Here is a 26,547-nt window from a genome sequence, read left to right on the forward strand (position 1 = left end):
CCAAAAACGACCTGTGTGGGTGGCATGGATGATCTGATCGGCCTGCCTTTCAGTTCGATGGAGCGTCCTGATCGTCCAGTTTCTGCAAATGATAGCGAAACTGTCTCGGCGTCATCCCCAGAGTGCGCGCGGCACGGCTCTTGTTGCCCGCGGCCCGTCTCAAGGCGTCTTCCAGCATTGCCCGGTCCTGCTCCCGTACCCGGCGATAGGGGCGTTCCGATACCGCCGCCAACGGTGCCGGTGTCGCGATTGTTGGCGGAGCGTCGCTGACGGGACTGGATTCCTGAGCCAGGATCCGCTCCACATCGGTGCCCGCCAGGATGTGGTCCTGAGCCATCAGTACCGCGCGGCGAAGAATGTTCTCCAACTGGCGAATATTGCCGGGCCAGCCATAGCGCTCAAGCTGCTCCATGGCCTCCGCGGACAACACCACATCGCGCTGGTATTCACGGTTGGTGCGATAGAGGAAGTGCCGGGTCAACAGACGTACGTCGCCGTGCCGCTCACGCAGTGGCGGCAAATGAATCGGCAGCACATTGAGCCGGTAATAAAGATCCAATCGGAAGTGCCCCGCTTCCACCGCCCGTTGCAGGTTCTTGTGAGTGGCGGCGATGATACGTACCGATACCGGAATATCGCGGCTGCCACCCACTCTCTGCACCGCGCGTTTCTCCAATACCCGCAGCAATTTGCTTTGCAAGTCCGGGTTCATGTCACCGATTTCATCGAGAAACAAGGTGCCGCTATCGGCCAGCTCGATCTTGCCTTTTTTCTGTGTATTGGCGCCGGTGAAGGCGCCTTTTTCGTGACCGAACAATTCCGATTCCAACAGCTGTTCGGGAATGGCGGCGCAGTTGATCGCCAGGAACGGGCCGTCCTGGCGGGGGCTCTGGTTGTGCAATAACTCGGCGAATCGCTCCTTGCCGGTACCCGACTCACCGGTCAGCAACACCGTCACATCGGTGGCGGCCACCTTGAGCGCATTGGACAGCGCTTCACGCAGAGGCGCACTTTCGCCAAGAATGCCATGGCCGGGCCGACAATGGCTGAGCGCGTCCTTCAGTTGCCGGTTCTCATCGCGCAGGCTGGCGGTGCGTTCCTCCAGCAGGGTGTGGCATTTCAGAATCTGAACGATGAATACCGCCACCGTGCGCAAGGTAGCCAGATCACGATCGAACTTGCGGGGCCGCTGCCGCAGACGATGGGCCGCCAGCACCCCCATGGGCACACCACCGTCCATCAGCGGCACGGCCACATAGGAAACGATTTCGTCCGGCAGCGTGCGCCGGCCCACGGCGCGGAACAGGAACAGCGGCTCCTCGTCGATGTCTTGAACCACCGCAATCTGTCCGCTATCCATCACCCGGCCAACGATCCCCTCACCAGGCCGATAGCGGCCCCGGGCCCGTTCTTCATTGGTCAGGCCATAAGCATAGCGAATGCTCAATCCGTGATCCTGGATTCCCGGCAGCAGAACCCTGGCACGGTTCAAACCGAGCATCTGCGACAGCAGTCGCAGAATGCTGCCGATGGCCAGCTCCGGCGTGTCGGCACGGCTGATCAGCTGCGCCGCTTCACGCAGCACGATCAGATCCACATCCTCGCCGCGGCCGGCGTCGCCAACATTCAACCCGGAGCTCAGCATCAGCTTTCCATGCGCCAATTGAAACGACGCATCAGCAATCCGCAGAGACTGTCCAGGCCATAGCCGATCACGCCGATCACCAGCACCACCGCGGCCAGCGCGGAGTAGTCGAGAGTGTCGCGGGCATCATTGATGGCATAGCCCAGGCCACTGGTCACGCCGAGATATTCCGCCGGCACCAGCACCACCCAGGCGACGCCCACCGCCAATCGGATCCCCGCCATCATATCCATCATCACCGCCGGCAAAATCACCTTGCGCAACATCTGCGCCCCACCGGCGCCAAGATTACGAGCCACCTTCAGCCAACCCGGATCGATACGGCGCACGCCGTGGGCGGTGGAAAACAGAATCGGCCACAGCGCCGCCATGGCGATCAGGAACACAATGGCGCCATCCCAACTATCAAAGATCATCACCGCCAACGGCATCCACGCCAGCGGACTGACCATGCGCAGAAACTGAAACGGCAGATTGGCCATCTGCATGGCGGTGGTGAAATAGCCCACCATGATGCCGAGCGGAATCCCCAACAGGCAGCCCCAGAACAAACCCGCGCCAATCCTGTACAGGCTGGCGCCGATGGCATCCCATAACGCGCCTTCTCCCAACATCTGTTGCAGTGAGGCCAGTGTCGGCCCCGGTGCGAAACCGGCAAAAATAACGGTGTCCGGATTGCCCGTCAGGACCCACCCGCCCAGCCACCAGCACAGAAACATGATCGCTATCCCGGCCAGCGGATAGGTCACCGCCTGCAGCCGCCGCCGGGCCACGGCGCTCAGACCGACGGCATTCTGGTTGGGTATCGATACGCTCGGGGCCTTCATACCTTGATTACCTCCTCCCGTTCATAGGAGACGGAACCGGCTTCCAGTCCGACCCGCCATTGCGCGTCCGCCTCCAGCGCCTTACGGATAAAACGGTCGTCCACCAGATCGCCGGCGACAAAATCCGGGTCCAATTTCTGCAGGAAAGTGGTATCGCCGCTGACCAGCGTCTGCTTCATTTGATCGACGATAAAACGGGTGGCGGAGGGATAAGGCCAGCCGTGAAAGTCCACCCGTCCGTTTTCCCATTCCGGATGGCGAATGGCGTCCGGCGACGGATAGTCCTGATCGGCGTAATAGGTCATTGCCCTTTCCACCACCGGGGCCCGCATCGGCAAATAGCCCTTGCCGTCCTTGGACAGCATGTGCGCCACTTTCTGTTTATTGGCCTGGGTGTAATTCTGCGCGCGCACCAGCGCGTTTATTACCTTCTGCGTCCACTGCGGCCGCGCCGCCACCTGCTGCTCGTTCATGCACACCACACAACAGGGATGATTCTTCCACATGTCGCCGGTGAAGCGCAGCACCCGCCCGCCGGCGAGCATTTCACCGGCGGCGTTGAACGGCTCGGCCACAATGAAGGCATCAATTTTTCGCGCCGCGAGAGCCGCCGGCATGTCCGGCGGCGGCATGATCTGCAAATTCACTTCGTTGGCGGCCAACGCTTCGCTCTGCCCTTTGATCACCGGCGTCAATCCAGCCTGACGCAGCCCCATCTGAATCACTACGTTGTGCATGGAATACCAGTACGGTACCGCCACCTGCATACCGCCAAGGTCACTGAATTCCTTGGCCTCGGTATGCCGGCCCACAACCACGGCGGAGCCATTGACGTGGGCCCAGGACATGATTTTCACCGGGAAACCGCTGCTGTATCGCATCCACACCGGAATCGGCTTCAACAGGTGCACCAGATTGAATTTGCCGCTGGCAAACCCTTCCACCAATGGCGACCAGCCGCGAATCAGCGTCGGCCTTTCAGTGACGATACCTTCTTCCTCGAAATAACCCTGTGCATGAGCCACCAGCAACAAGGCAGCGTCAACGATCGGCAGGTAACCGATGCGCAGTACTTCGTCCTCCGCTGCCGCCATCGCCGGACTGGCCAGTCCCATGGCGGAAGCCCCCAACATGCCGGCACCAGTGGCGGCCAGAATGTCGCGCATGAAATCACGGCGGTTCAGTGCGCCGTCGTGACATTGGCACGTCAACAAAGTGTGATCGTCGTGCTCGCAATAATCGTGATTTGACTGACCCATGAAACACTCTCCCCAATTCGAAGACATCATCCGCCAACGCGGCGCAGCGCCACCCGGTCCCGGGAAGGCTTGCCCATCGGCGTTACGTTTTCGGAACGTTCGAACTGCTCCATCAAAACCCGTCGCCGCGCCTGAAAGTCGACACCGGCGGTATCCCGTGGCCAATCCAGCGCCACCTCAAACTCATGTTCGATACGGCCCGGATTACGATTCATGATCATCACCCGGTCGGCCATCAGGATTGCTTCATCGATATCGTGAGTAACGGTAACCAGGGTGATGCCGAAGTCACGGCAAATGGCGGCGACTTCCTTCTGCAGACTGGCTCGGGTAAAGGCATCAAGGGCCGAGAACGGTTCGTCCAGCAACAACACTTCCGGATTAGTGGCCAGGGAACGGGCCAGCGCCACCCGCTGTTGCTGGCCACCGGAAAGGCTCCGCACGTTGGCGTCGCTGTACTCCGACAAGCCGACCAATGTGAGCAGTTCATCGACCCGACCGCGGATCTCCGCCTTCGGCCGCCCGGCGAACTCCAATCCCAGGCCGGCGTTCTGACGCACATTCATCCACGGATACAACGAAGGCTTCTGGAACATCATGTTCCACTTGGCCATTGGCCGGACCACCTGGTGGCCGTTGATCTTGACGCACCCCTCGGAAGGCTGCAGCAAACCGGCGATCAGATGCAGCAAGGTGGATTTGCCACAGCCGCTGCGGCCGATCAGAACCACGCATTCGCCGCTGTCGATGCGGTTTTCGATGTTCTGCAAAACCGGATCCGCGCCGGCTTTGTAGTGGTGGGTAATACCATTGATGCTGATCGTCGCGCCCATCCGTTACTTCTCCCGTTTGCACAAAGCCATCGGCTGTCTCCCTGACAAGAGCAGAAAGCATGCCAAGCGGACCAAAGTTCGCTGACGGTTTGGGAAAACGATCGGAGGAAGGACGGAAAACAACGATTTATCAAGGTATTAGCTTCGCGGCGACGGCATTGTTTCAGGCACCCGGCCCCTATGAAAGAAGGCGAAACGTGATCGACGACGACATGGAAACGCAACAAAAACGAACATTGTTCCACTTTGTCCGACATTGTCCGGCCCGATCTTTTGCCGACGGCGCCATCCGCTCCCGTGTCGACCGCCTGACATGCCCATCCGTTTTATTTACTTGTCTGTTTTTAAAGTCTTTTTTCTCAACCTTGCCGGCTTTTAGCAATCCTGGCACAGCCTTTGCCATACCCCATCGGGAAGCGCGGACGGGCCCAGGGCCTGAACCGCTGCGTCCAACCTGTCAAAACCAGCAAGGAGTCTTGTCTTGAGCACTCAAACCAGCGTCGAAACCGTTTCCGCTTATCTGCGCCCGATCGACCGCGACGGCCTGCTTGGCTTTGCGGAAAAAGGCCGCGCCAACCCGCAGGCACGCGGCACCAACAAGGTCCACACCGTCTGTGAAGGCCAATACCGTACCCTCAGTTATGTCGGCGATCATGAACCGGTAGTGGTGGACGAACCCCCGCACTTGTTCGGCCAGGACACCGCGCCCGCCCCCGGCGAAATCGTGTTGTCGGCGCTCGGCGGCTGTCTGGCCGTGGGCATCACCGCCGTTGCCACCTGGAAGCAGGTGAAGCTGTCCCGTCTGGAATTGTTCCTGGAAGGTGATATTGGCAACAGCGCCGCCTGGGGCGCCGGCGGCGCCCAGCGTATTCCTTCGCAAATGGGATTCCAGGAAGTACGGGTGAAAGTGCGGGTGGAAGGCGACGCCAGCCGCGAGGAACTGGATCAGATCGTGCAGCACGCCAACTACTTTTCGCCGGTGGCCAACACCATCCGCAACCCGATCAACTTTTCCATCAGCCTTGCCGACTGACAACGGCGGCGCCCTCCGGCGCCGTCCACGGAGACCGCTATGAACAGCGCCTTGCAACGAGCCACCGATGACATCGCGCCGGTGGACATGGAACGCGTGCGCGCCATCGCCGAGGGGCCATTGGCGGCGTTGGCCAACCGCATCGATCACGACGGCTACTATCCCCTGGAGGTACTCGCCGATCTCGGTGAGGCCGGCGCCCTCGCCGCCCATCTGGAAAGCCACGGTCAACGCTTTGATCTGGCTGTCGATGCCATGCGCGAGGTCAGTCGCCATTGCGGCACCACCGGCTTTCTGATCTGGGCCCACCAGGTGTGTGGACTGTATATGGAGCAGTCCGGCAATCCTCACCTGCAAGGCACGCCGCTGCAGGCCCACCGCAGTGGCCAGACTTTCGGTGGCACCGCCCTGTCCAATCCGATGAAAGCGTTATCCGGCATCGAACGCATGGCGCTCATCGCCAAAGCCGACGGCCACGGCGGCTATCGGGTATCCGGTTCCCTGCCGTGGGTCAGTCACATCGGGCCGGGCCAGTATTGCGGTGCCCTGGCATCAATCCGCGACGATAAGGACCAGCCCGCCGGCGAACTGATGTTCCTGCTGCATTGCAACGACCACGTCACCCTGCGGCCGTGCCCCACGTTCTCGGGGATGGAAGGCAGCTCCACCTGGGGACTGCGTCTGGACCAGTATCCGGTGACCGCGGAACAGATCATCGCCGAACCGGCCGCGCCTTTCGTTTCACGTATTCGGGGCGCTTTCATTCTGTTGCAGATCGGCATGGCCCTGGGTGTGGCGGAAGGCGCATTGGACAGCATGCAGGAAGTGGAAAGCCAACTGGGCCACGTCAATCAGTTTCTGCATGACCGTCCCGAAGCGCTGCGGCGCGAGTTCGACGACATGGGCCGGCGACTGGCGGGCCTCACCGGCACGCCTTACGCCACCGATCGCGACTATCTGCTGGACCTGCTGGACCTGCGCGCGCAAGGCGCGGAATTCGCTCTGCGCGCGGCGCAGTCCGCCATGTTGCACCAGGGTGCCCGGGGTTATGTGATGAGCGCCGCCGCCCAACGGCGGCTGCGCGAAGCGCAGTTCGTCGCCATCGTCACCCCGGCGATCAAGCATTTGCGCTGGGAAATGGATCGGCTTTCCCGGGAGGAGTGGCCGCAATGACAACCCGTCCCTGGAAGCAATACATCTGTCTGGCCTGCGGTCTGATTTACGATGAGGAGAAAGGCGATCCGGATGGTGGCCTGCCGCCGGGTACCCGCTTCGAGGACATCCCGGAGGATTGGGAGTGCCCGTTATGCGGCGTCGGCAAGGCGGATTTCGAACCGTATGAGCCACCACCACATTCGGTGGTGGAAACCCCGGCCACGGCCCATCACCAGAACGATGAAGAACCCGTGGTGATCGTCGGCGCCGGCATCGCTGGCTGGAGTGTGGCGCAAGCGCTGCGTGGCCTGGACCCGGCGTTGCCGATTGCCCTGGTCACCGCCTGCGATGGCCACCGTTATCACAAGCCTGAATTATCGGTGGCGCTGAGCCGCGACGCCGGCCCCGAGGATCTGGTGCAACAAACCGGAACGGATGCCGCGCGGCGACTCGGTGTGCGGCTGTTATCACAAACCTACGCGGTGGGATTATCCACCGACAGCCGTCAACTGCGTACCACACGCGGCACGCTGCGTTATCGTGCCCTGATTCTGGCCCACGGCGCCCACCCGCTGTTGCCGCCGGCGTTGCCGCCGGAGCTGTGCTGGCGGGTCAATCACCTGGACGGCTTCAGAGGCCTGCGCCGCGCTTTGGCCGACGGCCCGCGACGGGTGGCGGTGGTCGGGGCCGGCATGATCGGCTGCGAGCTGGCCGAGGATTTGAGCGCCAGCGGCCACCGGGTCACCTTGATCGATCGCCAGTCCACGCCACTGGAGGCGCTGCTGCCGGAACCGGCCCGTCAACGCCTGCGCCGGCACCTGGAAGCACTGGGCGTCACCTTCCTGGGTACCACTGAGATCACCGCTATCAACGCCATGGGTCAAAGCAAGCACATCACCACCAACCGCCATGGCCTTATTGAAGTGGATCAGGTGGTGGTGGCCACCGGCCTGGTCACCAATGGCCGGCTGGCACGGCAGGCCGGGCTGGCATTCGAAAACGGCATCGTGGTGAATCCCCGCACCCTGGCCACCAGTGCCGATCATGTCTACGCCCTCGGTGACTGCATCAGTCTGAGCGGCACACCCTGCCGCTTTATCGAACCCATCGCCCACCAGGCCCGGGGGATCGCTCATGCCATCACCGGCAGTAGCGGAGGTGACTATCAACATCGGGACCCGGTGATCCGTCTGAAAACCCGACGTCTGCCGATCGTGCTGCGCGGTTGTGGCGACGTCGCTCTACCCTGGCGGACCCTGGTGGATGAACCGGATTACCTGCATCTGGAACAACGGCGCGGCGACCAGGTGATCGCCAGTCTCAGTGTCGGGCACCGCTAATCGCCTTTCGTTTCACATTAATTATTTTCCATTGATTCAGGAGTGACCCATGATTGAACAACGCAACGAAATCCCCCACCTGATCCTCGCCGCCAAAGTGCGTAAAGGGCTGAGCTGGAGCACCATCGCCGACGCCCTCGGCCAAAGTAAGGAATGGGCCACCGCCGCCTGCCTCGGCCAGATGGCACTGGACGCGAACCAGGCCAGAACCGTGGCGGAACTGTTCGAACTGCCCGAGGACGCCGCCGCCTGGCTGCGGACCGTTCCGCACAAAGCCGCCGATAACCTGGCCAGCGACCCTCTGGTTTACCGCCTCTATGAGGTCATTCATGTCTACGGCGGCGCCATGAAGGAACTGATCCATGAGGAATTCGGCGACGGCATCATGAGCGCCATCGATTTCGACATGGACATCCAGCGTCAGGACGATCCCAAGGGCGACCGCGTCCGCATCGTCATGACCGGTAAATTCCTGCCCTACAAACGTTACTGATCACTCCTCCCCGTGGCCGGGTCCTCCGGCCACCCCCCTATATGACATAAAATCTCATTTACAAATGAGAACTATTACTATATAAAGTGACCTCAATCAGGCCGTCATCCGGCCCTTTCGCCGGCTCTCCTCTCACAGGGAGGGGAGAGCCATTTTTTTATGGCAGCCGCCCCACGGGCCGTCACCGAGGTGACGTTAAAAAACACGCCCGGTTCGCAGGCTTGTCATGTTTTCGAGAGGTTTGCCCGTGTTGTCATCACTTCGATTCCCTATGGGGGCGCTTCCCCGCGCCGTTCTGGCCGGCACCGCCACCCTTGTCGCCCATCACGCCCTCGCCGAGGAACAAAGCCCCCATGTGCTGGAAGCCGTGACGGTGGTGTCCGCCGCCGGCTTCGAGCAGCACATCGCCGACGCCCCGGCCTCGATCTCGGTGATCGACCGGGAGCAATTGGAAACCAAGAGTTACACCGATGTCACCGATGCCTTGAAGGACATCCCCGGTGTCACCGTCACCGGCGGCGGTTCTCGGCAGGACATCAGCCTGCGCGGTATGTCGCCGAAGTACACCATGATTCTTGTGGACGGCCGCCGGCTGTCCGGCCGCGAGGCTACCGCCAACGGCAATGACAGTGGTCTGGAGCAGAACTATCTGCCGCCGTTGCGCGCCATCGAACGCATCGAGGTGATTCGCGGGCCGATGTCCTCCCTCTATGGTTCCGAGGCCATGGGCGGGGTGATCAATATCATTACCCGAAAAGTACCGGAACACTGGCTCGGTTCCTTCGGCGCGGAGGCCACCCTGCAGGACAATGCCAAGTCCGGTAATGCCCGTCAGTCCGATCTGTATCTCGCCGGCCCGTTACTGAAGGACAAACTTGGCCTGCAGGTGAACGGCCAGGTTCGTCACCGTGACGAAGATGAAATCCTGGAAGGTTTCGAGGAACAGAAAGTGCGCGGCGGTGGCGCCAAGCTGGTATTCACTCCGGATCAAAGCAACGAGATCGGACTGTCCTATCAGGAAACCCGCCAGGAGCGTAACGGCTCACCGGGTAAGTACTACGAAGAAGGTTCGGAGCCCTCCAATCGTCGTTTCGACAAAGAGGTGGCGGCGCTCACTCACAACGGCAACTTCGGTAACTGGAGCACCGACGCCTACATCCAGAATGAAAAAACCGAGAACCCGGATCGGGTCGGTGAATTGCGTAACGGCATCACTCTGGAAACCCTGACCGCCAACACCCAGGCCACTTATTTTGCCGATCGGCACATTATTACCGCCGGGGCGCAATACAAGGATGAGGACCTCACCGACTACGCCACCAACCGTCTGCCCACCAGCAGTACCACCGAGATCAGCCGCTGGCAGTACGCGGTGTTTCTCGAGGACGAATGGCGTCTGACCAATGATCTGTCGCTGACCGGCGGACTGCGCTTCAACCAGGACGAAAATTTCGGCGATCACGTGTCACCACGGCTGTACGCGGTGTACCACCTGAATCCGGCATTGACCTTGAAAGGCGGTGTCTCCACCGGTTACCGGCAGCCTTCCCTGCGCGAAGCGGCGGATGACTGGGGCAGCATCACCGGCGGCGGCGGCTACCCGGCCGGCCATCCGCGCGCCATCATCAAGGGCAACCCGGACCTGGATCCGGAAACCAGCATCAACTATGAGATGGGTCTGGCGCTGGATCTGCCGTCCGGTTTCGCCACCAGCGTGATGCTGTTCCAGACCGACTTCAAGGACAAGATCACCGAATACCGCGAGTGCGATAACGGCGGCGACCGTAACGATCCCAGCACCTGGAGTTGCGATTACGAAGGCCAGACCTATATGTTCGTCAGCGACCGCATCAACGTGGACGAAGCACAAATGCAGGGCGTGGAAGCAACGCTGGCCTGGCACCTGACGGCCACCGTGCTGCTGAACGCCAGCTACACCTTCACCGATTCCGAGCAGAAAACCGGCGAATTCAAAGGTGAGCCGCTGAATAAAATTCCGCGCCATATGATCAACGCCGGTGTCGACTGGCAAACCACCGATCGCCTGCAAAGCTGGGTACGGGTCAATCACCGCAGCCGCACTTCGGACTATCAGTCCCGCACCAGCATGGCTGACGGCACTCCCGGGTATTCCATGGTCGATCTGGGCCTGAACTACCGGGCCAGCGAACACCTCACACTGAAAGCCGGCGTTTACAACGTGGGGGATCGCCGCGTCACCGACGCCGATTATGAAATGGTATTGGACGGCCGCCGCTACACCGCCGGCCTGGTGGTGGATTTCTGATGGTTGCCGACCAGCAACGACGGCGTTTTCTGCAAGCGGCTCTGGCCGGAGCCTGCGTCGCTACCCTGCCCGGCGCCGTGCTGGCGCGCCCGGATATGACGCGCACCATGGGCACCACGCTGGCGGATACCGGCCTTGCCGGCTATCGCTTCGAAAGCCGCACCTTCGCCGGAGCCGAAGGCCGGCGTCGGCACCGGGTGTGGCTGGCGATCCCCGAAGGCACGCCGCCGCCAGCCGGCTTCCCGGCGCTGTATCTGCTTGATGGTAATGCGGTGCTGAGCCGGCTGCGACCCGAGTGGCTGACAACGCTTGGCACAGACACGCCACCGGTACTGGTGATGATCGGTTACGACACCGCTCTGCTGTTCGATGGCGATGCCCGTCACTACGACTACACGCCGGCGTCCGCAGGGAAAACGCCCGCACCGGACCCGCGCCACCCGCAACGGCAGGGCGGTGGTGGCGCCGCTTTCCTACAGCGGATCGAATCCGGGATCACCCCCTGGGTAATGGACACCGCGCCGGTAAACCCCGACCGCAAAGCGTTGTGGGGCCACTCCTTTGGCGGCCTGTTCACACTGTTCGCGCTGTGCACCCGGCCTGATGCCTTCCGCACTTATCTGCCGGTGAGTCCTTCATTGGGATGGGCGGATAACGTGTTGCGACATTATCTGAAGGGGCTGGCCTCGCGACCGCCACAACACACCCGGCAAGTATGGTTGTGCCGTGGCAGCGAGGAGGTGCGCGCGACGCCGGACATGACTCCGGAACAGGTGACGCGGCGGAAGACCCGAGCCACCAGGCACTTCATCCGCTTCGCCGCCGACCTGAACCGGATTCCACGAACACAGGTGCGCCATCGTGTCTATCCGGGCCAGGGTCACGGCCCCATGTTCAGCACCGCCCTGCCGGAGGCGCTGCGTCTGGCCGCCGGGCTGGCGCCGGATCAGGATTGGTCCTCAACCGGATGAGAATCAGAGTGATCGCCCGGCTGCGAGTCCGGGCGAATGCAGCAGCCCTGCACATAGGCGCTGCTGCCGTCGGTATAAAATTCTTCCTTCCAGATCGGTGCCTGATGCTTCACTTCATCCACCAGGTAACGGCAGGCCTCGAACGCCTCCGCCCGGTGCGCGGCCCGCGCCACGCACACGATCGCCACGTCACCGATGCGCAGCGCGCCCAGACGGTGCGCCACCCGGCAATAGCTCAGGCCGAAGCGCTCACGGGTCTGTCGTTCAATTTCGGCGATGCGCTTCTCCGCCAACGGCGCGTAGGCGGTATAGCGCAGGCTCTCCACCGGCAAGCCCTGGTGGTGGTCACGCACGGTGCCGGCGAACAGGGCCAGACCGCCGCATTCGGGATAGTGATCCAGCGCCAGCAGTTCATCGATGGCAATCGGCTGTTCGGTCAAATGCGTCCTGTTACTCGAATCCGTCATAGTCAACCTCCCGCCACCGGCGGCAACAGCACCAGATGGCCGGTTTCCGGCAGTGGATCCGAACGCAACAGAATGTCGGTATCGCGCACCGCGGCACACTGGTCCAGGCGCGGTTGCAGGGCCGGACACTGATCCGCCAGCAACACCAGCGCCTCGGCCACCGTGGCCGGCGCCGTTGCGGTGGCGAGGGTGATGCGCTCGCCACCCGCCAGCGCAATCAGTTCACCGTAAAGTTCAAAGGACAGATTCATCAGCCTCCCATCCCGTGCATGGTGATTGGTCGGTCCACCGGGCCAGGCGTGGCCGCGTAACCGGCGTCCTTGTGCCAGACTCTTTGTTCGATGCGACACCGCAGCTGGGCTTCGCTTTCCCCGGTGCGCAGCGGCGTCAGCAGGTCGTGCCCCTGGCGGGCGAACAGACAGGTGTAAAGATGCCCGTTGGCGGTCAGCCGCAGCCGGTCGCAGTCGGCGCAAAAGGGCCGTGTCACGGTGGAGATCACGCCCAGCGTATAGCTCTCGTCGAGCCGGTATTCGGTGGCCGGCGCGGCGCCGCGTGGCCGCGCCTCGATGCGATAGCGCGCCGCCAGAGTGTCGAGAATGCGTGCCTCGGACACCACCTGCTCCTCACGCCAACGGCCCGGTTCGTCCAGCGGCATGTATTCGATGAAGCGCAACGGCAGATCACGGGCCTTCGCCCAGTGGGTCAGCGGCAGGATCTGGTCGTCGTTGTACCCCTGTATCAACACCGCGTTCAGCTTGACCGGAAGGCCGCTGTCGCGGGCTTTTTCGATCCCCGCCAGCACCGGCGCCAGCGGGCGGCGAGTGAGCGCCTGAAAGCGGCCCTCGTCCACCGCGTCCAGGCTAATGTTCAGATCGTCCAGGCCGGCCTCGATCAGGTCGTCGAGCAATGCCGGCAAGCGGGTGCCATTGGTGGTCATCGACAGCCGCTTCAGCCCGTGCTCACGCAACCGGGACAGCGCCGCCACGCACGCCACCACGTCCTTGCGCAGCAGCGGCTCGCCGCCAGTCAGACGCAACTCTTCAATACCGTTGTCCACGAACAGGGTCGCCAGCCGCAACAGCTCCTCCCGGTCCATCAGCTCTCGCCCGGGCAGCCATTGCGGGTGTTCCGGCATGCAATACCGGCAACGGAAGTTGCAGCGGTCGGTCAGCGACAAGCGCAGCTTGCGTTTGACCCGGCCAAAACGGTCACTGAGGGCTTGTTCCTTTACTGGTAAAAATGCGGCCCCCATAACAGTGTCCTTCTTTTCCTGACATCATCGCGAATATGCCGACTTACTATTTTCAGAAACAGAACCTTTCACTCCGCCTGAAATCACGCACTGTTTCCAGACGCTATCACAGGCCCGCCATCCGCCTCCATTAGCGAATCCTGATGGACCTGATCAGCCTCCCTGATAAGCGCATGACGGGACGCACCTCCAGAAGTCAGAGATCAGGATGCACGGCATCGCCCCCATCAAACAATCAGACTATTTGGTAAATTTCCGGACCCAGGGGCAGTTCTTCATAACCACCGGCAAGGCATCGTTCTGAAAATCACCCGAGACTATAAAAATCGAATAACAGAACAAAGGTCCTCGGATGAGCACGCATCAAGCCGGTGCGAGAGTCGAAGGTGGCCACCTGGGTCAGCGACAACTCCGCCTTGAAGACACCGCTCTGTTGCGAGGGCTGGGCCGCTACGCCGACGATCTGGCGACGCCTCCCGGCACCTTGCATGCAGCCATTGTCCGTTCCCCCCATGCCCATGCCCGGTTGCTGGCCGTGGATGCTTCCAGGGCGTTGGCGCAGAAAGGCGTACGCGCGGTCCTGACCGGAGAGGACGTGAAACGTTGGGCCAATCCCTTCCCGGTCGGGGTACGGGCGCCGATGGAGCACTGGTGCCTGGCGGTGGATAAAGTGCGCTATGTGGGAGAACCGGTGTGCGTGGTGATCGCCGAGGACCGTTATCTGGCCGAGGACGCGCTGGACGCGGTACGGGTTGAGTACGAGCCGCTCAAACCGGTGATCGATCCGGAAAAGGCAGCCGCCAAGGAGGCCCCGGTGCTGCATGAGGCGGTGGGCAGCAACGTGGTCAACGAACGCCACTTCAATTACGGCGCCCCGGACAAGGCCTTCAACGAGGCGGCCCACCGGGTATCCATCAAGGTGCGTTACCCCCGCAACTCCTGCACCCCGATCGAGTGCTACGTGGTACTGGGCCAGTACCTGCCCGCCTCGGGCAGCTACGATATTCTTTCCAACTTCCAGGGCCCTTATGCCTTGCACTCGGTGATGGCACGGGCCCTGGACGTCTCCAGTAACCGTCTGCGTTTGCGTACGCCACCGGACTCCGGCGGCAGCTTCGGTATCAAACAAGGCGTGCTCACCTATGTGGTGCTGATGGGCCTGGCAGCGCGTAAGGCCGGCGCTCCGGTGAAATGGGTGGAGGATCGCCTGGAGCATTTGCAAGCCTCATCCAGCGCCACCAATCGAGTGGCGGATATGGAAGCGGCGGTGGATGCCGATGGGCGCGTCACCGCCCTGCGCTACGACCAGATCGATGATTGCGGCGGTTACCTGCGCGCGCCGGAGCCCGCCACCTTCTATCGCATGCACGGCAACCTCACCGGCGCCTATGACATCCGTAATCTGGCGGTGCGTAACCGAGTGGTGCTCACCAACAAGCTTCCTAGCGGTTTGAACCGGGGTTTCGGCGGCGGCCAGATGTATTTCGCACTGGAGCGGTTGATGCATCAGGTGTCACGCCAGCTGGGATTGGATCCGCTGGAGGTGATGCGTCGTAACCTGCTGCCCGCCGACGCCTTCCCTTATCGCACCGCCTCCGGGGCGCTTCTGGATTCCGGAGACTATGGCGCCACCGTGGATCTGGCGCTGCGCGACGGCGGCTTCAGCGAATTGCTCCAGCGCCGTGACCAGGCGCGGGCCGAAGGCCGCCTCTATGGCATTGGTCTGTGTGCGGTGGTGGAGCCTTCGATTTCCAACATGGGCTATATCACCACCGCTCTGACTCCGGAACAACGTCGCAAGGCCGGCCCCAAGAACGGCGCGGTGAGCACCGCCACCATTGGCATCGATCCGCTCGGCGGTATCACCGTGCACGTGTCTTCCACGCCCCAGGGCCAGGGACATCAGACCGTGGCCGCTCAGGTGGTCGCCGAAGTGCTGGGCGTGGCCCCCAAGGACATTATGGTCAATGTGGAGCTGGACACCGGTAAGGACGCCTGGTCGATCGCCTCCGGCAATTATTCCAGCCGCTTCTCGGGCGCGGTAGCCGGGGCCGTCTACAAAGCCGCGCTAAAGGTGCGCGAACGTTTGGCCAATATCGCCGCCACAATGTGGGACCTGGACGCGGACCAGGTCCGTTTCGCCGGCGGCAAGGTATTCATCGAGGGCGGCCCCAGCCTGGGCTTCCATCGGGTCGCCGGTACCGCCCACTGGTCCCCCGCCCTGCTGCCGGAGAACGAGCCCGGCGGCCTGCGCGAAACCGCCTTCTGGACGCCGCCGCAACTGGAGGCCCCGGACGACGATGACCACATCAACAGTTCCCTGTGCCACGGCTTCATTTTCGATTTCTGCGGGCTGGAGATCGACCGTGTCACCGGCGAGATCCATATCGACCGCTACGTCACCAGCCACGACGCCGGTCGGTTGCTCAACCCGATGCTGGTGGACGGCCAGATCCGCGGCGGTTTCACCCAGGCCCTGGGCATCGCGTTGATGGAAGAGTTCGCCTATGGCGAAGATGGCAGTTTCCTGTCCGGTACCCTGGCCGACTATCTGCTGCCCACCGCTCCGGAAGCGGTGGAGCCGCTGATCCTGCACACTGAAACGCCGTCGCCGTTCACGCCCCTGGGCGCCAAGGGCGTGGGGGAAGGCAATAACATGAGCACGCCGGTGTGCATCGCCAACGCGGTGGCCGATGCCCTCGGCCGCGCTGACATCCAACTGCCGCTGACGCCATCCCGGGTCCGTGCGCTGATCGGCATCGATGAACCGCCCGCGCCGGAAGGGCTGGAACCTCTGGCGGCACCGCGCGCCGGCGGCCCGGCACTGCAGGCACGGGACTCCGTGGAGATACCGGCCTCACCGCAAACCGTTTACGACACTGTCCTCGATCCGGACACCCTGCGCGCCATCATCCCCGGCTGTCACGCCCTGGAACTGGAAGGCGATAACCAGTACCGCGCCGATGTCACCGTGGGCGTGGGCATGATCAAGGCGCGTTTCGCCGCCAAGGTGACCCTCAGCGATCTGGATCCGCCGCACTCCCTGCGTCTGTCCGGGTCCGGCGACAGCTCCATGGGCTCCGCCTCCGGCAGCGCCCACGTGACCCTGGTGGCACTGGATAACGGCCATACCCGGCTGGACTACGTCTACGAAGTGGACGTCGGTGGCAAGATCGCCGCCGTCGGCGGACGCATGCTGCAAAGTGCCTCGAAAATCATCATCGGCCAGGTCTTCAACCGACTCGCTCAGCGCCTTACCGGCCAACCCAGCGGTGGACTTTGGCAACGATTACGCACCTTGCTGGCACGGCTGCTCGGAAAAGGAGACGCATCATGAAACCCGCGTCCTTTGACTATGTGCGCGTCTCCAGCAAGCGAGAGGTCCTGCAACTGCTGCACGAACACGGCGAGGACGCTCGCGTACTGGCCGGCGGCCAGTCGCTGATGGCCACACTCAATATGCGCCTCACTCAACCTAAGCTGGTGATTGATATCAATCGGGTGGAGGAATTGCGCTCGATCCGCAACGAACGCGGCCATCTGGCGGTAGGCGCGGCGGTGCGCCAGGTGGAACTCACCGACCGCACGGAATTGGCGACGGAAGTACCCCTGCTGGCCCAGGCGTTGCCCTGGATCGGCCACTTCCAGACCCGCAACCGGGGCACGGTATGCGGCTCAGTGGCCCACGCCGACCCCAGTGCCGAAATCCCGCTATGCCTGGTGACCCTGGGTGGCACCGTGGTGCTGGAATCGCTGAAGGGCAAACGCCGTGAAGTACCGGCGGCGGACTTTTTCCAAGGCCTTCTCACCACCGCCCGCCAACCCCGGGAATTGATCTCCGAGGTACGTTTCCCGCTGGCGCAGGACGGCACCGAATACCGCTTCCGGGAGATCGCCATGCGCCACGGCGATTTCGCCCTGGTGGCACTGGCTCTGTGTCTGAGCGACCACGGTGCCCGCCTGGGCGTGGGCGGTGTCGCCGACCGGCCGGTGGCACAGCCCCTGCCCCTGGGCGATGCCCTGCCCGACACCCTCAATACTCTGGCCTGGTCGCTGGGCGCTCAGGACGACATTCACGCCTCCGCCGCCTACCGGCGCCAACTGGTTCGCGAACTGGGCCGCCGACTGATCGAGGAGCCTTCCCATGCACGCACCCGCTGACCAGCGCTTCCCCATCGAACTGCGCCTCAACGGCGAGTCCCGCCGCGGCAGCGCCGAGCCACGCATGCAGCTGTGCGATTTCCTGCGCCATGAACTGGGCGCCACCGGCGTGCATGTGGGCTGCGAACACGGCGTATGCGGCGCCTGCACGGTACTGGTGGACGGCGTCGCCTCGCGCTCCTGTCTGATGCTCGCGGTACAGGCCGATGGCCGCCGCATCGATACAGTGGAATCCCTGGCCCGCGATGATGTGATGAACGATCTGCAGCAGGCCTTTCGCCGCCATCACGCCCTGCAGTGCGGCTTCTGCACCAGCGGCATCCTGATGTCCTGCGTGGAGTTTCTCCAACGGGGGCCGGCCCCGGACGAGGCCCAGGTACGCGACATGCTCTCCGGGCATCTGTGCCGCTGCACCGGTTACACCGGCATTGTTCGCGCGGTACTTGAGGTAGCCAAGCAACGCCGTGAGGGCGAATCACAACAACAAGCCTTGGAGAATCACAACGATGTTTGATCTTGGACGCAGCTTCCTGGCAGCGGTGGAACGCCGCCCGCAAGCCACGGCGATCAGCGACGGACCACGGCGCCTCACCTACGAGGCCTGGTTCGACATCATTCAGCGCGCCGCTCACGGCCTGCAGTCACTGGGGTTGAACAAGGGAGATCATCTGCTCGCCGCCATGCAGAATCGCTGGCAGATGGCCACCCTGCACTGGGCCTGTCAGTGCGCCGGCATCGTAATGACGCCGCTGAACTGGCGCTGCTCCGCCGACGATCTGCAATGGAGCCTGGACAACGCGGACGCCCGTGCTCTGCTCCACGACGAAGCGGTGCTCGACGCGGTGACGACCCTCGGCGCTCCGGCGATCCCTTGCGTGAGCGTGGGCAGAAAACCGTTCGATACGGCGCACACCTTCGAGGATCTGTGCGCCCAGGCACCGGCGGACACCATTCTGCGCGCCGGCCCGGACGACGGCTCCTTGATGTTGTACACCTCCGGCACCACCAGCCACCCCAAGGGGGTACCCCGACGGCACCGCGCCGAACGCGCCGCCGCTCTCGCCCATGTGGCCCAGAACCTTTACGCCCATGGCGAATGCACGTTGGGTGTAATGCCGCTGTATCACACCATGGGCGTGCGCTCACTGCTGGCGATGGCACTGCTGGATGGCCACTTCGTATGCATTCCCCGCTTCGACGTGGAAGCCACTCTGGACGCCATCGAGCGCGAGCGCATCAGCAACCTCTATCTGGTCCCCACCCTGTATCACATGCTGATCGAGCATCCGGCGTTCAGCCCGGAACGGGTGGCCAGCGTGCGCAAGATCGGCTTCGCCGGAGCGCCCATGAGTGACGGCCTGATGCAACGGGTAGAAGCCGCCTTTCAACCCGAGCTGTTCGTCAATCATTACGGCAGTTCGGAAATCTACACCTTCACCATCGACCAGGCCGCCCACCGCAAGCCGGGCTCCTCCGGGCGCGGCGCCCTCAACCAGCGCATCCGCGTAGTGCCGTTGAACACGGACACACCAGCCGAGGAGGTCCCGGCCGGCGAGGAAGGCCAGATCATCGCCGACCTGGCCAGCGATGAAGCCTTCGAGGGCTATTGGCGGCGCCCGGACGCGGACGCCAAATCGATCCGCGACGGCTGGTACTTCACCGGTGACACCGGCTTCTTCGACGAGGACGGCGACCTGTTCGTGACCGGCCGGGTGGACGACCTGATCATCACCGGCGGCGAGAACGTCAGCCCGGCGGAGATCGAGAATGCCTTGTCCCTGCATCCGGCGGTGGAGGAAGTGGCCGTGGTGGGCCTGCCCGACGAACAGTGGGGCAAGCTGGTGACGGCGTTCATCAAGACTCGGCACCCGGTGAGCGCGGAACAACTGGATGCCCATTGCATCGCCTCCGGTCTGGCACGCTTCAAGCGCCCGCGCCGCTATGAGTTCATCGACCAGATACCCAAATCACCGGTGGGCAAGATACTGCGCCGTGTTCTGATCGCCGACTACGGTGATCCGCAGCCCGCCGAGCAGTCCTGATTCGTTAGCAGAGGAAATCACCATGACCCCCAATGAGATTGATCAGTACCTGGCCTCCGACTTCGACGGCTTCAAGGTGGAACTGCACACCGACCAGGAACGCGGCGACATCATCCTCGGCCGCCCCCCCTACAACGTCATCGCCATGAGTCAGCGCGAGGACCTGCGCCAGGTGTTCGAGGCCCTGGACGCCCATCCGGATGTGCGTGTCATCGTGCTGCGCGCCGAGGGTCAGCATTTCTCCAGCGGCGGCGACATCCGCGGCTTCCTGGAGGCATCTCCGGAGCACGTATCCAAACTGGCCTGGAACGTGGCCGCTGCGGAACGCTGCAGCAAGCCCGTCATCGTCGCCAACCGGGGTTACACTTTCGGTGTCGGTTTCGAGTTGTCGCTGGCCTGCGATTTCCGTATTGCCTCCGAGACCGCCCGCTACGCCCTACCGGAACAAAATCTGGGACAGATCCCCGGCTCCGGTGGCTCTGCCCGCCTGCAAAAGATGATCGGCATCACCCGCACCAAGCATATGGTGATGCGTGCCAAGCGGGTATCCGGCGCACAAGCTCTTGATTGGGGCTTCGTCACCGAGTGCGTGCCGGACACGGAGCTGGAAAGCGCCACCGACGCTCTGGTGGAAGAACTGCGCCGCTTCTCACCACTGGCCCAACGCACCGCCAAGAAGCTGATCAACGATAACGAGGATTCACCGCTCAAAGTAGCCATCGAGATGGAAGGCCACTGCTACAGTCGCCTGCGCAGCTCCGCGGACTTCAAGGAGGGCGTGGAGGCCTTCCATGCAAAACGCCCGGCGGTCTTTCGTGGAGAATAGCCACAGAGAATGATCCGGACGAACAACCGCCCGCCGGGGCCCTGCCCCGGCCTGCCCGGCTTATAACAAAAAACGGAGGCAGCACCATGCCCAAGAAAATACCCGCCAGCGGTACCGACGCCCGATTGCCCAATCGGGGCGTCGCCCCATTGCGTGCCGCCCTCAACACCCGCACCATCAGTACCGGCGTGGTCGCTACTCTGTTCGGCTGCACCGGCCCGGCGGTCATTGTCATGAACGCCGCCGAGAGTGGCCATCTCAGCGACGCGCAAACCGTGGCCTGGCTGTTCGCCATCTACGTGCTGGGCGGTTTGATCAGCGTGATTTTCTCCCTGCGCTACCGGTTGCCGATCAGCGGTGCCTACACCATCCCCGGTGCCGCCATCCTGGCGGCGTCCCTGCAGACCATTCCCTTTAACGAAGCGGTAGGCGCTTTCATCGCCAGCGGCGTCATGGTACTGGCGCTGGGCGCCAGTGGTCTGATCGGCCGCCTCGCTCACTGGCTGCCGGTCCCCATCGTCATGGCGATGATCGCCGGCGCCCTGTTCCGTTTCGCCACCGGCGCGGTGGACTCGGTAGTGTCGGCGCCCTGGGTGGCAGGCATCGCCGCCCTGGCGTTCTTCCTTACCGGCCGGCTGCTACGTTCGGTACCGCCGGTGCTGGTGGCGGGCCTGGTCGGTCTGGGCATCGCCTTGTGGCTGGGCCAGTTGCAACCCACCGAGGTGAGTCTGGGTTTCGTGATGCCCAGCTTCACCGCGCCGGCGTTCTCCTGGCAGGCGTTCTTCGCCATCGCCGTGCCGCTCACCGCCCTGGTGATCGGCGCCGAGAACGCCCAGGCCATCGGCGTGCTGATGGCGGAAGGCTATGAGCCGCCTGTCAACCGCATGACCATCGCCAGTGGCGTGGGCGGCATCCTGGCCGGCCTGCTGGGCGGCCACAACGCCAATATTGCCGGGCCCATGACCGCCATCTGCTCTTCGGAGCAGGCCGGTGCCGATCCACGTCTGCGCTACGGCGCCTCGCTGATCAACGGCGCGCTGTTCATGCTGTTCGGTCTGTTCGCCGGCCTCGCCGTCCCCTTCATTCTTGCCTTGCCCAAGGCCTTGATCATGGTGATCGCCGGTCTCGCCATGATCGGTGTGCTGCTGGGTGCTTTTCAGCAGGCGTTTGGCAAGAATAGTCCCTGCCAGGTGGGGGCTTTCGTGGCCCTCACCGTGGCCATGAGCCAATTCTCCCTGCTGGGGGTCAGCTCACCATTCTGGGCCTTGATATCGGGCGTGGCAGTATCCGTGCTGCTTGGCGAGATCAGCGCGGCTCGTGCCACCCGGAGCGCGGAGGTGGGGACATGAAAAAATTTATGACTCCGGCCACCCTGGTCGCCCTGCTGTGGGCCCTGTTCCAGATCTGGATGGTCTATGGTACGCCCCTGGAGTTGATCGTGGCGGTGCCCATCCATGTGATGTTCGGCGTCATTCTCACCTTCATCATCCATCCGTTGAGGCCCCGGGAGGACGGTCGCTTCACTTTGTTCCGGGCCAGCGATTATCTGCTGGTGGTGGTGGCCGCCACCATCGCCGTGCACTACTACCTGAGCGGTGAGATGCTCACCACCCGTATCGCCATGGTGGATCCCCCCGCTCCACGCGACCTGATGGTCGGCGTGGCCACCCTGGCACTGGTGGTGGAGGCGGTGCGCCGCTCCCTGGGCATGGGCCTGACCACGGTGATTCTGGTGTTCCTGGTCTATCAGTTCTGCGGCCCGCTGCTGCGCGAATTACCACTGTTGCGCATTATCGGCCACGACGGTGAGCCCGGCCGGCTGTTCTTCGAGACCTTCATCGACATGCAGACGATGCAGAACGAGGGCGTGTTCGGGATCCCCAGCATCGTCTCCTACGGCCAGGTGTTTTACTTCCTGCTGTTCGGCGCCTTTTTGCAGTTCTTTGGCGGCGGTCAGTTGTTCATGGACTTGTCCGTGCTGCTGGTGGGCAAGTTGCGCGGCGGCATGGCCAAGGTATCGATTCTGTCTTCCACCCTGTTTGGCTCGGTGAGCGGCAGCGCCACCGCCAACGCGGCGGTAATGGGCATGTTCACCATTCCCGCCATGAAGCGCTCCGGCATGAGCAGCGAACAGGCCGCCGCCGTGGAGGCCTCGTCTTCCACCGGCGGGCAGTTGATGCCGCCGGTGATGGGCGCCGCCGCTTTCCTGATCGCCCAGTTCATGGGGGTGCCCTACGCGGAGGTGGCGATGGCGGCGATCATTCCCGCCCTGCTGTTCTACCTGGCGTTATACTTCGTGGTGGATCTGCTGGCACGCCGCAATAACCTCACCGGACTCCACCAGGAAGAGATCGAAACCAACTGGGCCGGCGTGCTCAAGCGGCTTTATCTGTTGATCCCGGTGTTCGTGCTGGTCTACCAGATCATGGCCGGCCGGGCTCTCAGCTCCGCCACCCTGGAGGCGATCTGGCTGACCCTGTTGCTGGGGCTGTGCGGACGCGGCTGGGCAGGCTTGCGCGCCGGCGGCGCCGGCGGTTTGCTGCGTGCGGTGGGTACCGCGCTCGACGACTCTCTGCAGGCGCTCGCCTCCGGCGCGCGCGGTGCTATCGCCGTGGCCATTCCCTGCGCCGGTGCCGGCATCGTGGTGGGTATCGCCTCCACCACCAATCTGGGGCTCACCTTCGGCACTTTCGTGACCGCCCTGTCCGGTGGCATGACCATTCCCGCCCTGTTGCTGGTGATGGTCATGGTGATCGTCATGGGTATGGGCATGCCCACCACCGCCGCCTACATCATGGGGGCCATCCTCGCCATTCCAGCCCTGGACAAATTGGGCATCTCAGAGCTGTCTTCGCATTTCTTCGTGCTCTACTTTGCCGCCCTCTCCATGGTCACGCCGCCGGTGGCGCTGGCCGCCTTCGTCGCTGGCGGCATCGCCAAGGCCAACGTCTGGCAAACCGGCTGGGCGGCGTTCCGTTATAGCCTGGCCGGCTTCCTCGTGGCGTTCGCCTTCGCCTTCAGTCCGGCGTTGTTGTTGCAGGGCGACTGGCAGAACATCGTCGCCGCCACGGTGACCGCGGCGGTCGGCTGCTACGCCCTGGCCGGCTGCGTGGCCGGCTATCTGCGCGCACCCAACACGCGGGCCGAATCGCTGTTGTTGCTGGTCGCCGCCGCCATGCTGATCACTCCCAAGCCGATCATTTCACTGATCGGCCTGGCGCTGCTCGCCGTCCTCTGGGGCGGGCAGCTGTGGCGCCGTAAACGCGATGCCGCTTGCCGGGCCGCCTAACTCTTGCTCACGAATCAGGAGAACAACAAATGAAACCTCTCAATCCTCGTGCCCTGCTGGCCGCCCTGTTCGCCACCCTGCTCGCCCTGGCCGGGCCCACCCTGGCCGCGGATCCGATCAAGGTGAAGTTCGCCGCCGGCCCCACCGGCACCACTTGGTACGCCTACGCCGGTGCCCTGCGCACCGAGCTGCTCAACGCCCTGCCGCAAGGTTCCACCGTGGATATTCAGGGCACGCCAATGGCGATCGCCAACACCAAACTGCTGGCCGCCGGTCGGGCCGATATCGGCCTGATCTTTCCACCGGTGGCCGCCTGGGCCGGACGCGGTTTCGGCCCGTTCGACCGGAAGATCGACAATATCCGTGGTCTGGTGGGCGGCCTGGACCAGTACTACCAGCGGATTACCGTGCAGACCGACAGCGATATCAAAAGCCTGGCCGACATCAAGGAACAGAAGCTCGCAGTACGCATCGGCACCGGTCCCCAGGGCAGCCTCAATGAATACATCGCGCGGTTGATCCTGGCCGCCAACGATCTCGGCTACGAGGACATTGAAGCCTTTGGCGGCAGTGTCACCCGCTCCAGCCTGAGCATTCTGCAGGATCAGTTCGGCGACCGGAAACTGGACATGATCATCGGCATCACCACCGCCGGCCACCCCAACACCGCGCAGCTTTCCATCACCCCGGGGCAGCGTTTCCTGAGCCTCAGCGACAAGGCGGTGAAGTACCTGGAGCAATACGGCTTCGTCACCGCCACCATGCCGGCGGACCTGTTCGAAGGCCAGAGCGAGCCGGTCAAGGGCGTGGGTTTCAGCACCTCCATCTACGCCGGTGCCGACATGTCCGACCAGGAAGCCTACGCCATCACCAAGGCGATCATGGATCACCGGAAGGCAGTCAAGAGCGCCTTCGGTTCCATGGCCGGCTGGACCCTGGAAGGTGCCTCCGCCAGAGAAAACCTGGCGGCACCGCTGCATCCGGGTGCCAGAAAGTACTACGACGAAGCGGAACAAGCGCAATGAATCAACACAGCAACCAGGTCCGTAACGGCGGCCAATTGATCGTCGACAGACTGCGTGCCAATGGCGTGGACCGGGTATTCACGGTACCGGGAGAGAGCTTTCTACCGGTGCTGGATGCCCTCCACGACGCCCAGGACATTCAGTTGGTCGTGTGTCGCCAGGAAGGCGGCGCCACCATGATGGCCGAGGCCCACGCCAAGCTCAGCGGCCGCCCCGGAGTCTGCTTCGTCACTCGCGGACCGGGCAGCGCCAATGCCCTGGCCGGCCTGCACGTGGCGGCCCAGGATTCCACCCCTTTGCTGGTCTTTGTCGGTCAGGTGCCAAGCGACTTCCAACAGCGCGAGGCCTGGCAGGAAGTGGACGTGGCCGCCCTGTTTGGTCCGGTAGCCAAATGGGCCCTGGATGCGCAGCACGCCGAGCGGTTGCCGGAACACCTGAACCGGGCCTTCGCCACCGCTCAGGCCGGCCGCAAAGGTCCGGTGGTAATGGGACTCCCCGAGAACCTTCTCTACGAAAACGTGGAAACGGCGGCGGCCCCCACGGCGGTCAACGCCGCGCAAAGCCACCCGGCGGCCCGCGACGTTGAGGATCTGGAGCGCCGCCTGGCGGCGGCACGGCGGCCGCTGGCGATATTCGGCGGCAGCGGCTGGAGCGCGGAGGCCCGGGACACCCTGACGCACTTCGTCGAGGCCCGGGGTATTCCGGTGATCACCGGTTTCCGTCGTCAGGATCGCTTCGACAACACCCACCCACTCTATGCCGGCGACGCCGGTCTGGGCATGAACCCGGCGCTGGCCGAACTGATCCAGGGCGCGGACCTGATCCTGGCGGTGGGTACCCGGCTGGGCGACATCACCACCCGCCATTACCAACTGCTGTCCGTGCCCCGGCCGCGCCAGCAAGTGATCCATGTGCATCCACAACCGGAGGAGCTCGGGCATGTCTACCAGACCGATCTGGCGATCTGCGCCGGCGTCGAGGCATTCGCGGCAGCCCTGTCGCCGCACACCGATCGCCTCCCGGACGATGAACGGCGTGCCTGGATGGAGCGGGCCAGCCAGGTTCATCGCGGCTGGGTACGCCCCACCGAGTCACCAGGGCCAGTTCAGTTGGCACGCATCGTTCGTTGGCTGGGTCAACGGCTGCCTCCGGAAGCGGTGATCAGCAACGGCGCCGGCAACTATACGCTCTGGGTGCACCGCTTCTATCCGTTCAGGGCCCTGGGCAGCGCCCTGGCGCCGACCTCCGGGTCCATGGGCTACGGCCTGCCGGCGGCGATCGCCGCCAAGCTCGACAACCCGTCAAGGCCGGCGGTGTGCTTCGCCGGCGACGGTTGCTTTCTGATGACCTGCCAGGAACTGGCCACGGCCGCCCAGTACGGCGCCAACGTGATCGTCATCGCGGTCAACAACGGCTCCTACGGGTCGATTCGTATGCATCAGGAGCGGCAGTATCCGGGCCGCCGTTACGGTACCGACCTGGTCAATCCGGATCTGATTTCCCTGGCGCGCGCCTTCGGCGCGGAGGCGGAACGGGTGACGAAGACGGGGGATTTCGAGGCGGTGTTCGAGCGCGCTTTATCGGCGCAATGTCCCTTCCTGATCGAGCTGCCTCTGGATCCGGGCATTCTCAAACCCTGATC

The 26,547-nt window shown here is 63.3% G+C and carries 22 protein-coding genes; 15 read left to right on the forward strand and 7 right to left on the reverse strand.

The annotated features are described in order from the left end of the window. Positions 1–49 precede the first annotated feature (49 nt). From B5T_RS13985 to B5T_RS14000, 4 genes are read right to left on the reverse strand one after another with little or no spacing between them, the layout of a single operon-like run. A complete protein-coding gene (locus B5T_RS13985; RefSeq protein ID WP_014995167.1) occupies positions 50–1,645 on the reverse strand; it encodes a sigma-54-dependent Fis family transcriptional regulator in 1,596 nt (531 codons plus the stop codon). Then, positions 1,645–2,472 carry an ABC transporter permease gene (locus tag B5T_RS13990; protein ID WP_014995168.1) on the reverse strand — a complete coding sequence of 276 codons (828 nt, stop codon included), beginning with the start codon at positions 2,470–2,472 and terminating at the stop codon, positions 1,645–1,647. Before B5T_RS13990 ends, B5T_RS13985 begins: the two co-directional genes overlap by 1 nt. Next, a complete protein-coding gene (locus tag B5T_RS13995) occupies positions 2,469–3,731 on the reverse strand; it encodes an ABC transporter substrate-binding protein (protein WP_014995169.1) in 1,263 nt (420 codons plus the stop codon). Before B5T_RS13995 ends, B5T_RS13990 begins: the two co-directional genes overlap by 4 nt. A gap of 26 nt (positions 3,732–3,757) precedes the next feature. Next, entirely contained in the window at positions 3,758–4,564 is an 807-nt protein-coding gene (locus B5T_RS14000) for an ABC transporter ATP-binding protein (protein ID WP_014995170.1), read from the reverse strand. Between the two features lie 481 nt (positions 4,565–5,045). On the opposite strand from B5T_RS14000, the gene B5T_RS14005 reads away from it, so the two are divergent. From B5T_RS14005 to B5T_RS14030, 6 genes are all read left to right on the forward strand, one after another. Beyond that, positions 5,046–5,597: an OsmC family protein gene (locus B5T_RS14005; protein WP_014995171.1), complete on the forward strand. Its 552-nt coding sequence runs from the start codon at positions 5,046–5,048 to the stop codon at positions 5,595–5,597. Between the two features lie 39 nt (positions 5,598–5,636). After that, positions 5,637–6,770, forward strand: coding sequence for an acyl-CoA dehydrogenase family protein (locus B5T_RS14010; protein WP_014995172.1), 1,134 nt, complete (start codon positions 5,637–5,639; stop codon positions 6,768–6,770). Next, a complete protein-coding gene (locus B5T_RS14015) occupies positions 6,767–8,092 on the forward strand; it encodes an FAD-dependent oxidoreductase (protein WP_014995173.1) in 1,326 nt (441 codons plus the stop codon). The genes B5T_RS14010 and B5T_RS14015 overlap by 4 nt, the downstream gene beginning before the upstream one ends. Positions 8,093–8,141: 49 nt before the next feature. Next, a complete protein-coding gene (gene cynS / locus B5T_RS14020) occupies positions 8,142–8,585 on the forward strand; it encodes a cyanase (protein ID WP_014995174.1) in 444 nt (147 codons plus the stop codon). A gap of 271 nt (positions 8,586–8,856) precedes the next feature. Continuing rightward, positions 8,857–10,872, forward strand: a complete 2,016-nt coding sequence (locus B5T_RS14025) for a TonB-dependent receptor domain-containing protein (RefSeq protein ID WP_014995175.1) — start codon at positions 8,857–8,859, stop codon at positions 10,870–10,872. Then, positions 10,872–11,843 carry an alpha/beta hydrolase gene (locus tag B5T_RS14030; protein WP_014995176.1) on the forward strand — a complete coding sequence of 324 codons (972 nt, stop codon included), beginning with the start codon at positions 10,872–10,874 and terminating at the stop codon, positions 11,841–11,843. The genes B5T_RS14025 and B5T_RS14030 overlap by 1 nt, the downstream gene beginning before the upstream one ends. Here the strand turns inward: B5T_RS14030 and B5T_RS14035 are convergent. The 3 genes from B5T_RS14035 to moaA are packed head-to-tail and all read right to left on the reverse strand — an operon-like array spanning position 11,819 to position 13,562. Then, entirely contained in the window at positions 11,819–12,310 is a 492-nt protein-coding gene (locus B5T_RS14035) for a molybdenum cofactor biosynthesis protein MoaE (protein ID WP_051015486.1), read from the reverse strand. The genes B5T_RS14030 and B5T_RS14035 overlap by 25 nt on opposite strands. A 2-nt stretch (positions 12,311–12,312) precedes the next feature. Next, positions 12,313–12,561 (reverse strand): MoaD/ThiS family protein, encoded by a 249-nt coding sequence (locus B5T_RS14040; protein ID WP_041716772.1) that lies wholly within the window; start codon positions 12,559–12,561, stop codon positions 12,313–12,315. Further along, positions 12,561–13,562, reverse strand: coding sequence for a GTP 3',8-cyclase MoaA (moaA, locus tag B5T_RS14045; protein ID WP_014995178.1), 1,002 nt, complete (start codon positions 13,560–13,562; stop codon positions 12,561–12,563). The genes B5T_RS14040 and moaA overlap by 1 nt, the downstream gene beginning before the upstream one ends. A gap of 352 nt (positions 13,563–13,914) precedes the next feature. Here moaA and B5T_RS14050 point away from each other — a divergent pair, with 352 nt between their 5' ends. The 9 genes from B5T_RS14050 (at position 13,915) to B5T_RS14090 (ending at position 26,545) form a co-directional block, all read left to right on the forward strand. Then, positions 13,915–16,899 (forward strand): xanthine dehydrogenase family protein molybdopterin-binding subunit, encoded by a 2,985-nt coding sequence (locus tag B5T_RS14050; RefSeq protein WP_014995179.1) that lies wholly within the window; start codon positions 13,915–13,917, stop codon positions 16,897–16,899. Beyond that, positions 16,896–17,723 carry an FAD binding domain-containing protein gene (locus B5T_RS14055; RefSeq protein ID WP_014995180.1) on the forward strand — a complete coding sequence of 276 codons (828 nt, stop codon included), beginning with the start codon at positions 16,896–16,898 and terminating at the stop codon, positions 17,721–17,723. Before B5T_RS14050 ends, B5T_RS14055 begins: the two co-directional genes overlap by 4 nt. Continuing rightward, positions 17,707–18,237 carry a (2Fe-2S)-binding protein gene (locus B5T_RS14060; RefSeq protein ID WP_014995181.1) on the forward strand — a complete coding sequence of 177 codons (531 nt, stop codon included), beginning with the start codon at positions 17,707–17,709 and terminating at the stop codon, positions 18,235–18,237. Before B5T_RS14055 ends, B5T_RS14060 begins: the two co-directional genes overlap by 17 nt. After that, complete coding sequence (locus B5T_RS14065; protein WP_014995182.1) at positions 18,230–19,765, forward strand: AMP-binding protein; 1,536 nt, start codon at positions 18,230–18,232, stop codon at positions 19,763–19,765. The genes B5T_RS14060 and B5T_RS14065 overlap by 8 nt, the downstream gene beginning before the upstream one ends. Positions 19,766–19,787: 22 nt before the next feature. Further along, positions 19,788–20,591 (forward strand): enoyl-CoA hydratase/isomerase family protein, encoded by an 804-nt coding sequence (locus B5T_RS14070; protein ID WP_014995183.1) that lies wholly within the window; start codon positions 19,788–19,790, stop codon positions 20,589–20,591. Between the two features lie 86 nt (positions 20,592–20,677). Then, positions 20,678–21,940 carry a benzoate/H(+) symporter BenE family transporter gene (locus B5T_RS14075; protein WP_014995184.1) on the forward strand — a complete coding sequence of 421 codons (1,263 nt, stop codon included), beginning with the start codon at positions 20,678–20,680 and terminating at the stop codon, positions 21,938–21,940. Beyond that, positions 21,937–23,880, forward strand: a complete 1,944-nt coding sequence (locus B5T_RS14080) for a TRAP transporter permease (RefSeq protein WP_014995185.1) — start codon at positions 21,937–21,939, stop codon at positions 23,878–23,880. The genes B5T_RS14075 and B5T_RS14080 overlap by 4 nt, the downstream gene beginning before the upstream one ends. Before the next feature lie 29 nt (positions 23,881–23,909). Then, positions 23,910–24,905 carry a TAXI family TRAP transporter solute-binding subunit gene (locus B5T_RS14085; RefSeq protein WP_014995186.1) on the forward strand — a complete coding sequence of 332 codons (996 nt, stop codon included), beginning with the start codon at positions 23,910–23,912 and terminating at the stop codon, positions 24,903–24,905. Continuing rightward, the gene (locus B5T_RS14090) at positions 24,902–26,545 is read left to right on the forward strand and encodes a thiamine pyrophosphate-binding protein (RefSeq protein ID WP_014995187.1); all 1,644 of its coding nucleotides are present in this window, start codon (positions 24,902–24,904) and stop codon (positions 26,543–26,545) included. Before B5T_RS14085 ends, B5T_RS14090 begins: the two co-directional genes overlap by 4 nt. Positions 26,546–26,547 lie beyond the last annotated feature (2 nt).

The organism is Alloalcanivorax dieselolei B5 (genome assembly GCF_000300005.1).
GTDB classification, from domain to species: domain Bacteria; phylum Pseudomonadota; class Gammaproteobacteria; order Pseudomonadales; family Alcanivoracaceae; genus Alloalcanivorax; species Alloalcanivorax dieselolei.

What these genes read in the sequence shown, in the direction of transcription:
- B5T_RS13985 (WP_014995167.1), bottom strand. Translation starts at nt 1,645, where the DNA reads ATGCTGAGCTCCGGGTTGAATGTTGGCGACGCCGGCCGCGGCGAGGAT.
- B5T_RS13990 (WP_014995168.1), bottom strand. Translation starts at nt 2,472, where the DNA reads ATGAAGGCCCCGAGCGTATCGATACCCAACCAGAATGCCGTCGGTCTG.
- B5T_RS13995 (WP_014995169.1), bottom strand. Translation starts at nt 3,731, where the DNA reads ATGGGTCAGTCAAATCACGATTATTGCGAGCACGACGATCACACTTTG.
- B5T_RS14000 (WP_014995170.1), bottom strand. Translation starts at nt 4,564, where the DNA reads ATGGGCGCGACGATCAGCATCAATGGTATTACCCACCACTACAAAGCC.
- B5T_RS14010 (WP_014995172.1), top strand. Translation starts at nt 5,637, where the DNA reads ATGAACAGCGCCTTGCAACGAGCCACCGATGACATCGCGCCGGTGGAC.
- B5T_RS14015 (WP_014995173.1), top strand. Translation starts at nt 6,767, where the DNA reads ATGACAACCCGTCCCTGGAAGCAATACATCTGTCTGGCCTGCGGTCTG.
- cynS (WP_014995174.1), top strand. Translation starts at nt 8,142, where the DNA reads ATGATTGAACAACGCAACGAAATCCCCCACCTGATCCTCGCCGCCAAA.
- B5T_RS14025 (WP_014995175.1), top strand. Translation starts at nt 8,857, where the DNA reads ATGGGGGCGCTTCCCCGCGCCGTTCTGGCCGGCACCGCCACCCTTGTC.
- B5T_RS14030 (WP_014995176.1), top strand. Translation starts at nt 10,872, where the DNA reads ATGGTTGCCGACCAGCAACGACGGCGTTTTCTGCAAGCGGCTCTGGCC.
- B5T_RS14035 (WP_051015486.1), bottom strand. Translation starts at nt 12,310, where the DNA reads ATGACGGATTCGAGTAACAGGACGCATTTGACCGAACAGCCGATTGCC.
- B5T_RS14040 (WP_041716772.1), bottom strand. Translation starts at nt 12,561, where the DNA reads ATGAATCTGTCCTTTGAACTTTACGGTGAACTGATTGCGCTGGCGGGT.
- moaA (WP_014995178.1), bottom strand. Translation starts at nt 13,562, where the DNA reads ATGGGGGCCGCATTTTTACCAGTAAAGGAACAAGCCCTCAGTGACCGT.
- B5T_RS14050 (WP_014995179.1), top strand. Translation starts at nt 13,915, where the DNA reads ATGAGCACGCATCAAGCCGGTGCGAGAGTCGAAGGTGGCCACCTGGGT.
- B5T_RS14055 (WP_014995180.1), top strand. Translation starts at nt 16,896, where the DNA reads ATGAAACCCGCGTCCTTTGACTATGTGCGCGTCTCCAGCAAGCGAGAG.
- B5T_RS14060 (WP_014995181.1), top strand. Translation starts at nt 17,707, where the DNA reads ATGCACGCACCCGCTGACCAGCGCTTCCCCATCGAACTGCGCCTCAAC.
- B5T_RS14065 (WP_014995182.1), top strand. Translation starts at nt 18,230, where the DNA reads ATGTTTGATCTTGGACGCAGCTTCCTGGCAGCGGTGGAACGCCGCCCG.
- B5T_RS14070 (WP_014995183.1), top strand. Translation starts at nt 19,788, where the DNA reads ATGACCCCCAATGAGATTGATCAGTACCTGGCCTCCGACTTCGACGGC.
- B5T_RS14075 (WP_014995184.1), top strand. Translation starts at nt 20,678, where the DNA reads ATGCCCAAGAAAATACCCGCCAGCGGTACCGACGCCCGATTGCCCAAT.
- B5T_RS14080 (WP_014995185.1), top strand. Translation starts at nt 21,937, where the DNA reads ATGAAAAAATTTATGACTCCGGCCACCCTGGTCGCCCTGCTGTGGGCC.
- B5T_RS14085 (WP_014995186.1), top strand. Translation starts at nt 23,910, where the DNA reads ATGAAACCTCTCAATCCTCGTGCCCTGCTGGCCGCCCTGTTCGCCACC.
- B5T_RS14090 (WP_014995187.1), top strand. Translation starts at nt 24,902, where the DNA reads ATGAATCAACACAGCAACCAGGTCCGTAACGGCGGCCAATTGATCGTC.